Here is a 5,424-nt window from a genome sequence, read left to right as displayed (position 1 = left end):
GTTCGCTTGCGCTGCGGCCTGCGGCGCCGCCCTTGTACCGTCAGCTGGTACCCCGTCTCGGTCTTGTTGTCACGGCGCCAGGCTCCCCGCGCCGGTGAAAGCCAAAAGGGGAATACACCAGAAAGAAGCCGGATTGGCCTACCGCTGGATGAAATTCATTACTGATGGAGGAGTTAACCATGCCAAAGACCATAACTAAACCAAAAGCTAACAAAGCAGAGCCGAAGAAAAACGCGGCGGCGAAGTTTGTCGAAGCCGCGCTGGCCAAGGCCGAGCGTAAAAATCTCATGCTCAAAGAGCTGACTTTTTCGGATCAGAACGCGCGTATTACCCCTCGCTCTGAGGAAGATATTGAGGAGATGGCAACCAGCATCGAGGCCACGGGTCTGTTGCAGAATCTCGTCGTTCACCGCATGGCGGATGGCCGATACGGTGTGGACGCCGGTGAGACCCGCCGTCTTGGGATGGATTTGTTGATGGTGCAAGGGCGTTCAGCTGCTGGCGTCCCGGTAACGCCGGAGTTTATCGTTCCTGTTTTAGTCGTCGATCAACAGGACGCCTATGCGATTTCTGTCGCGGAGAACGTGCGCCGCACCAACCTGCAACCTGCCGATCAGCTCGAAAATATCCGTTTGTTGGCGATGAAAGGAACGCCCCCTGAGCAAATCGGCGCCATCCTCGGCTTCAGTACCCTGCATGTTAAAAAATGCCTTAAGTTGACAACCGTAGCCCCTGCGCTGCTGGAGCTGCTGAAAAAGAATCAAATCAATTTTGACCAGCTGGCGGCGTTGGGCGCGACGGATGATCACCAGCGCCAGCTTCAGGCATGGGAAAAGAGCAGCTATTACGCGAACCTCCGCAAACCGAAGGCGTTACGCGAAGCTGTGTTGAACGATGAAGTGTCGGCGGCAGACAGCCATATCGTTGAATTTGTCGGACTGGAAGCCTATCAGGCTGCAGGGGGGGAAACTCGAGAAGATCTGTTTGCTGAAAGCGTCATCCTGACAAATCCGCTGATGCTGGAGACGTTGGCTATGGCCAAGCTGCAGGCTGCGGCAGATGAAGTGGCGAAAAATGAAGGGTGGGCATGGGCGGTTGGCCGCAGTCGAGAGGTGCGGAGTTATAACGGAGACGAAAAGACCTTCGAGATCCTTTTTGTTCAGGCGAAATTGAGCGACGAATTGCAGACAGAGATGGATCAGCTGCTCACCGAGCAAGAACTGCTGGATGACATGTTTGATACTGCTGGACTCGATGCAGACGAAGAATGGGAACATGCGCCGCGCGTTGAGCAAATTGAGGCGCGCATCAACGAGATCAACGACGCCGCCGAGATCAATAAGTGGTCGCCGGAAGTTCGTGCGACGGCGGGCGTAGTCGCTTACCTGAAAGATGGCCAGATCCAAATCCAACGCGGCTTGATGAAAGTGGAAGACATCAAGCAACAAGAAAAAGCCAACCGCGAAGAAATCAAGAAGAACACCCCACCGTCAGAAAAAGGGCTTTCCCAAGTATTGGTGGCAAGTTTGTCCGCCGAACGTACTTTGGCAGTATCTGCGGCGCTGGCGCAGAACACCAACGTCGCGATTGCACTCCATACGTTCACGCTGGCACGGCGGGTGTTCGACGCGGGATATTTCTATGTGTTGCACACCTCTGTAGAAAGCATGCGCAGCGGCTGCTTATCCCAGTCAGAAGAGGCTGGCAGCGTGAATGGTATCGCTAACCTGAAACTTAACGAGATGCATGAGAGCTGGTTGAACCAATTTCCTGAAAATTGGAGCGAAAGCTTTGAGTGGCTGCTGGCGTGGCCACAGGGTGATGTTCTCCGGTTGTTGGCATACTGCGTTTCCCACGGCCTCGATGGCCGAGACAGTTATCTCAAGGATAAGCGGGTTGGCACCAAGCTGGATTCGGTAGAAAAAGCCCTCGATTTCCAGATCGGGGAATGGTGGAAGCCGACGAGTGACAACTATTTTTCGCGGATTGGCAAAGACCAGATCGTTGATGCTCTCAATAGCGCCGGTGAAACCGGGAAGGCCAAAGATGCCGAGGGCATGAAACGTAAAGATGCCGCTGAGTTCGCCGCGGCGGTGCTGAGCGAAACCGGTTGGTTGCCGAGCTGCATGGCACCGCAGCCGCAGGCCGATACGGAAAACCGGGCTAATGCTACGGCCAGTTCTACAAACGCCAATGATACTGACGCTGACGACAGCGCTGCCGCCTAACTGACAAAGGAGCTGCCGCCCTCGGGCGGCAGAACAAACATTATGAAAAACCAAAAATTAAGCCTTGCGCAGTTAGCCGTAATGAGTGCCTTTGAGCTGGAGCAGTATCGTGACCGGGGCAGGGAGGCGCGTCGTCAGTTGAACAACGTTGTTCTCGGCCAACTGGCGCTGCCGGATGGGTGGAACGCCATTGCGGAAGAGGCCAGCGAGTTTTGCGGGCAGGTGCCTGTTGTTTGTCGTATCAGTCCAACAGGGGATGACAATCTGGCCATTTACCTGTGCAGTGCTGGGAGTGAAGTGCCGGAATGGTCAGCCTTTCTACCATTCCAGGAATCAACAAATCAGGCTGACCAGGGAAATCGTGTCGCCTGGTTACATACTGCGGAGAATTTTGACCCGGAGACGGTCAACAAGGTGTTGGAGACTGTCGGTGATTACTACCGGCACGGGTTTAACCAGTCAGCGCAGCTGGCCGCCGCTCTACGGATGGGAGGGCTGTGCGTATGATCCCGAACAGCCGCGCACTGGTGCCGATAAACGAATATCAGCATGCCGCCGTCCATGCCGTGGCATTGGTCGAGCGCAAGAAGGAGCAGGGCAAGCGGCTCGCTGAATTCCCGTATGCCAAAGCCTTTTTTAAAGTGTTGAACAATGGGCGGGTGCAGGTTTTAGCAAACGACATTCGCCTGATTTCATCCAATTATTTTCCTAATGAACGGGGCGGTGCAAACATCGCGCATTATGTAGCGGCATTGGACAGACTGATCGAAAGCGGTGGACAGTACAGCCCGCTGCCGCTTGCTGGGGATGTCGCTGGCAAGCTGTTCCCGGCTTACGATGTCCTTTGCCGTGAGCGCCGCGAACGGCAGTGGGATATGCAGTATGAACGACAGGAACGGCGGCGTTCTCGTGAAGAACGGCAAAAGCGCCGACGCTACCAAAACCAGTTAGCGCAGGCAGAAGTCGAGCTGGCGTTTTCAACGCCGAGCACCCTTGGGACATGGTATGCACGTTGGAGCAAGCAGGACATATTTGAAGACGATCTGGTTGAAAGCGTTCTGACATGGGTAGAAAGATTCCCCAGTATGGCAGGCAGGGGGTTGCAGCATTACAAGAGCGACGCATTGTGGAGCGTGATGGATCGATTGACGCGAGCAGATGCTGATATTTCTGAGACAGAACGACTATTTAATGCACTGCTCATTCCAAATAAGTTAAGGCTTGCTGCAGGGGAATCTGCAATAGATACTGAGTTAAATTTGTCCTAAGAAACAATAAACTGAGAAGGCGCCAAGTGGCGCCTTTTTGTTATTGGTATGTCAGGCAGACCACGGATGCTGGAGCTTCCTCCGGTGGCAGGCCGCTCGCGACCCGCCATCAGCCCTACTCGACTAGCAGTCCGCACGCGGTCAGCAAGTCTCGCCGAACCCGCGTTGCGGTTTCGGGCCAGTAGGCTAAGGTCTGAAAGCCAAAATCAAGATCGACAACCTACGCTTGCAGCCGGCTATGCCGGCGCCGCTCCCACTGATCGCCCCTAGGGCGGCGATCGCTAAGGGCGACCCGTCGTTCCGCCGTGCCGAGGGTGTTCATCCTCATCAATTCCCTGTGGCCATCTCTCTGAGAGTTTTTGCGGAGGGCTATTCGTAGCGCCATTCCGTTCAAAAAACAAGGTTCTGGCAAGCCACGCCGCAAGCGGCGCCCTTGTTTTTCTCCGGGCCTGTCGCAACTCGGCCCTACGCCGCAAAGAACTCGCTGAGATATGGAATCACAAGAGGAATAGACCAGAATGAACCCCGATAACGTCAACGTCAAAACCGCCGCTGCAGAATCTGCCGAGATATGTGAAAAGGCAGGAATGTGCGAACCAGAGGCCCCAGAGCCGTGGGAAAAGCCCGGCGTGCAATATCCTGCCGCCGTTCGAGCGTTGGAAATGGAGTTTTGCTATTTAGACGATCTGAATGACCTGTATGCGCAAAGCAGCACGTCACCCGACGAGCTGGAGCAGGCGCTCTATGTGATTTTCGGCCGGATGACTGAGCTTGTCCAAAGCTGTGGTGCTGATTATAAGCAGCCGGACAAACCGCGAGTTGCCTACGAAATGATCCAATATTGGGTCAGAGCGCAACGGGTCGCACAGCGTGACTACGGGGAGATCGGTCAGCGCGCCTGGGAGCATGCACGTTACAGACTGGCGCAAGAGATGGCAGTGGAGTATTCGTACAACTGACAAGCTGGACGATTTTTATCAAAAAGACCTGTTAACAGGTCTTTTTGGTGGTATAATAAGACCACTTAACAGGTCTTATTAAGTCGAGGATACCATGCCAAATATCATTCTGAGTGACACAAGTGCGAGCATCAGCGAGCTGAAGAAAAACCCAATGGAAACCGTTGGCGCCGGCGCCGGGTTTCCGGTGGCCATACTGAACCGCAATAAGCCAGAATTTTATTGCGTGCCGGCGGCGCTCTACGAGCAAATGCTCGATGCCCTCGATGATCAGGAGCTGGTGAAATTGGTCAATGAGCGTCGTAGCGAAGCGCTGGTTGATATCGATCTGGATCAGTTCGCATGACGTATACGGTCAAATTTCGTGAGTCGGCGCTGAAAGAGTGGGGCAAGCTGGACAAATCGCTGCAGCAGCAGTTCGCCAAAAAGCTGAAAAAATGCTGCGAGAACCCGCATATTCCGTCAGCAAAACTGCGGGGGATGCCGGGATGTTACAAAATCAAGCTGCGCGCCTCGGGGTTTCGTCTGGTTTACGAAGTGATCGACGATTGCCTGATTATCGCGGTGGTTGCCGTCGGCAAACGTGAGCGCGGCGATGTGTACCAGCTGGCCAGTGAACGTCTTAAATAAAAAACCATGCAGGCAATTGGCCTGCATTAATCTCACTGCGGATAATAACGAGAATTTACTGTCGTACAGGCAGATGCATTAAAATTAAGCTATGAGCTTCCTCCGGTGTCTGGCCGCACGCGTCCAGCCATCAGCCCAACTCGACTAGCCGCCCGCCTGCGGTCGTCAAGTCTCGCCGAACCCGCGTTGCGGTTTCGGGCCAGTCGGCTATGGTCTGAAAGCCAACTGCAACATCAAAGACTAGCGCTTGCAGCCGGCGATGCCGGCGCCGCTTTCACTGCCCGGCCGCTTGTGCGGCCGTTCGCTAAGGCAGCCAGGCTAAAGGCCTGGCACTTTCTG

The 5,424-nt window shown here is 54.7% G+C and carries 6 protein-coding genes; all 6 read left to right on the top strand.

What is annotated here, in order from left to right:
- The first annotated feature begins 179 nt into the window (after positions 1 to 179).
- The 6 genes from QOL81_RS25665 (at position 180) to QOL81_RS25640 (ending at position 5,085) form a co-directional block, all read left to right on the top strand.
- Positions 180 to 2,228 carry a ParB/RepB/Spo0J family partition protein gene (locus tag QOL81_RS25665; RefSeq protein ID WP_128884960.1) on the top strand — a complete coding sequence of 683 codons (2,049 nt, stop codon included), beginning with the start codon at positions 180 to 182 and terminating at the stop codon, positions 2,226 to 2,228.
- Positions 2,229 to 2,270: 42 nt separating this feature from the next.
- Positions 2,271 to 2,735 carry a conjugation system SOS inhibitor PsiB gene (gene psiB / locus QOL81_RS25660; RefSeq protein WP_128884961.1) on the top strand — a complete coding sequence of 155 codons (465 nt, stop codon included), beginning with the start codon at positions 2,271 to 2,273 and terminating at the stop codon, positions 2,733 to 2,735.
- Complete coding sequence (locus QOL81_RS25655; protein ID WP_128884962.1) at positions 2,732 to 3,496, top strand: plasmid SOS inhibition protein A; 765 nt, start codon at positions 2,732 to 2,734, stop codon at positions 3,494 to 3,496. Before psiB ends, QOL81_RS25655 begins: the two co-directional genes overlap by 4 nt.
- 518 nt (positions 3,497 to 4,014) lie before the next feature.
- Positions 4,015 to 4,455 carry a dehydrogenase gene (locus QOL81_RS25650; RefSeq protein ID WP_128884963.1) on the top strand — a complete coding sequence of 147 codons (441 nt, stop codon included), beginning with the start codon at positions 4,015 to 4,017 and terminating at the stop codon, positions 4,453 to 4,455.
- A 94-nt stretch (positions 4,456 to 4,549) separates the two neighbouring features.
- Positions 4,550 to 4,801, top strand: coding sequence for a type II toxin-antitoxin system Phd/YefM family antitoxin (locus QOL81_RS25645; RefSeq protein ID WP_128884964.1), 252 nt, complete (start codon positions 4,550 to 4,552; stop codon positions 4,799 to 4,801).
- Entirely contained in the window at positions 4,798 to 5,085 is a 288-nt protein-coding gene (locus QOL81_RS25640) for a type II toxin-antitoxin system RelE family toxin (RefSeq protein ID WP_125460859.1), read from the top strand. The genes QOL81_RS25645 and QOL81_RS25640 overlap by 4 nt, the downstream gene beginning before the upstream one ends.
- Positions 5,086 to 5,424: the final 339 nt, after the last annotated feature.

Source organism: Serratia sp. CC22-02, assembly GCF_900182895.1.
Taxonomy (GTDB): domain Bacteria; phylum Pseudomonadota; class Gammaproteobacteria; order Enterobacterales; family Enterobacteriaceae; genus Serratia; species Serratia nevei.
Note: the sequence above shows the minus strand (reverse complement) of the source record. Positions and strands in the feature narration are given on the sequence as shown.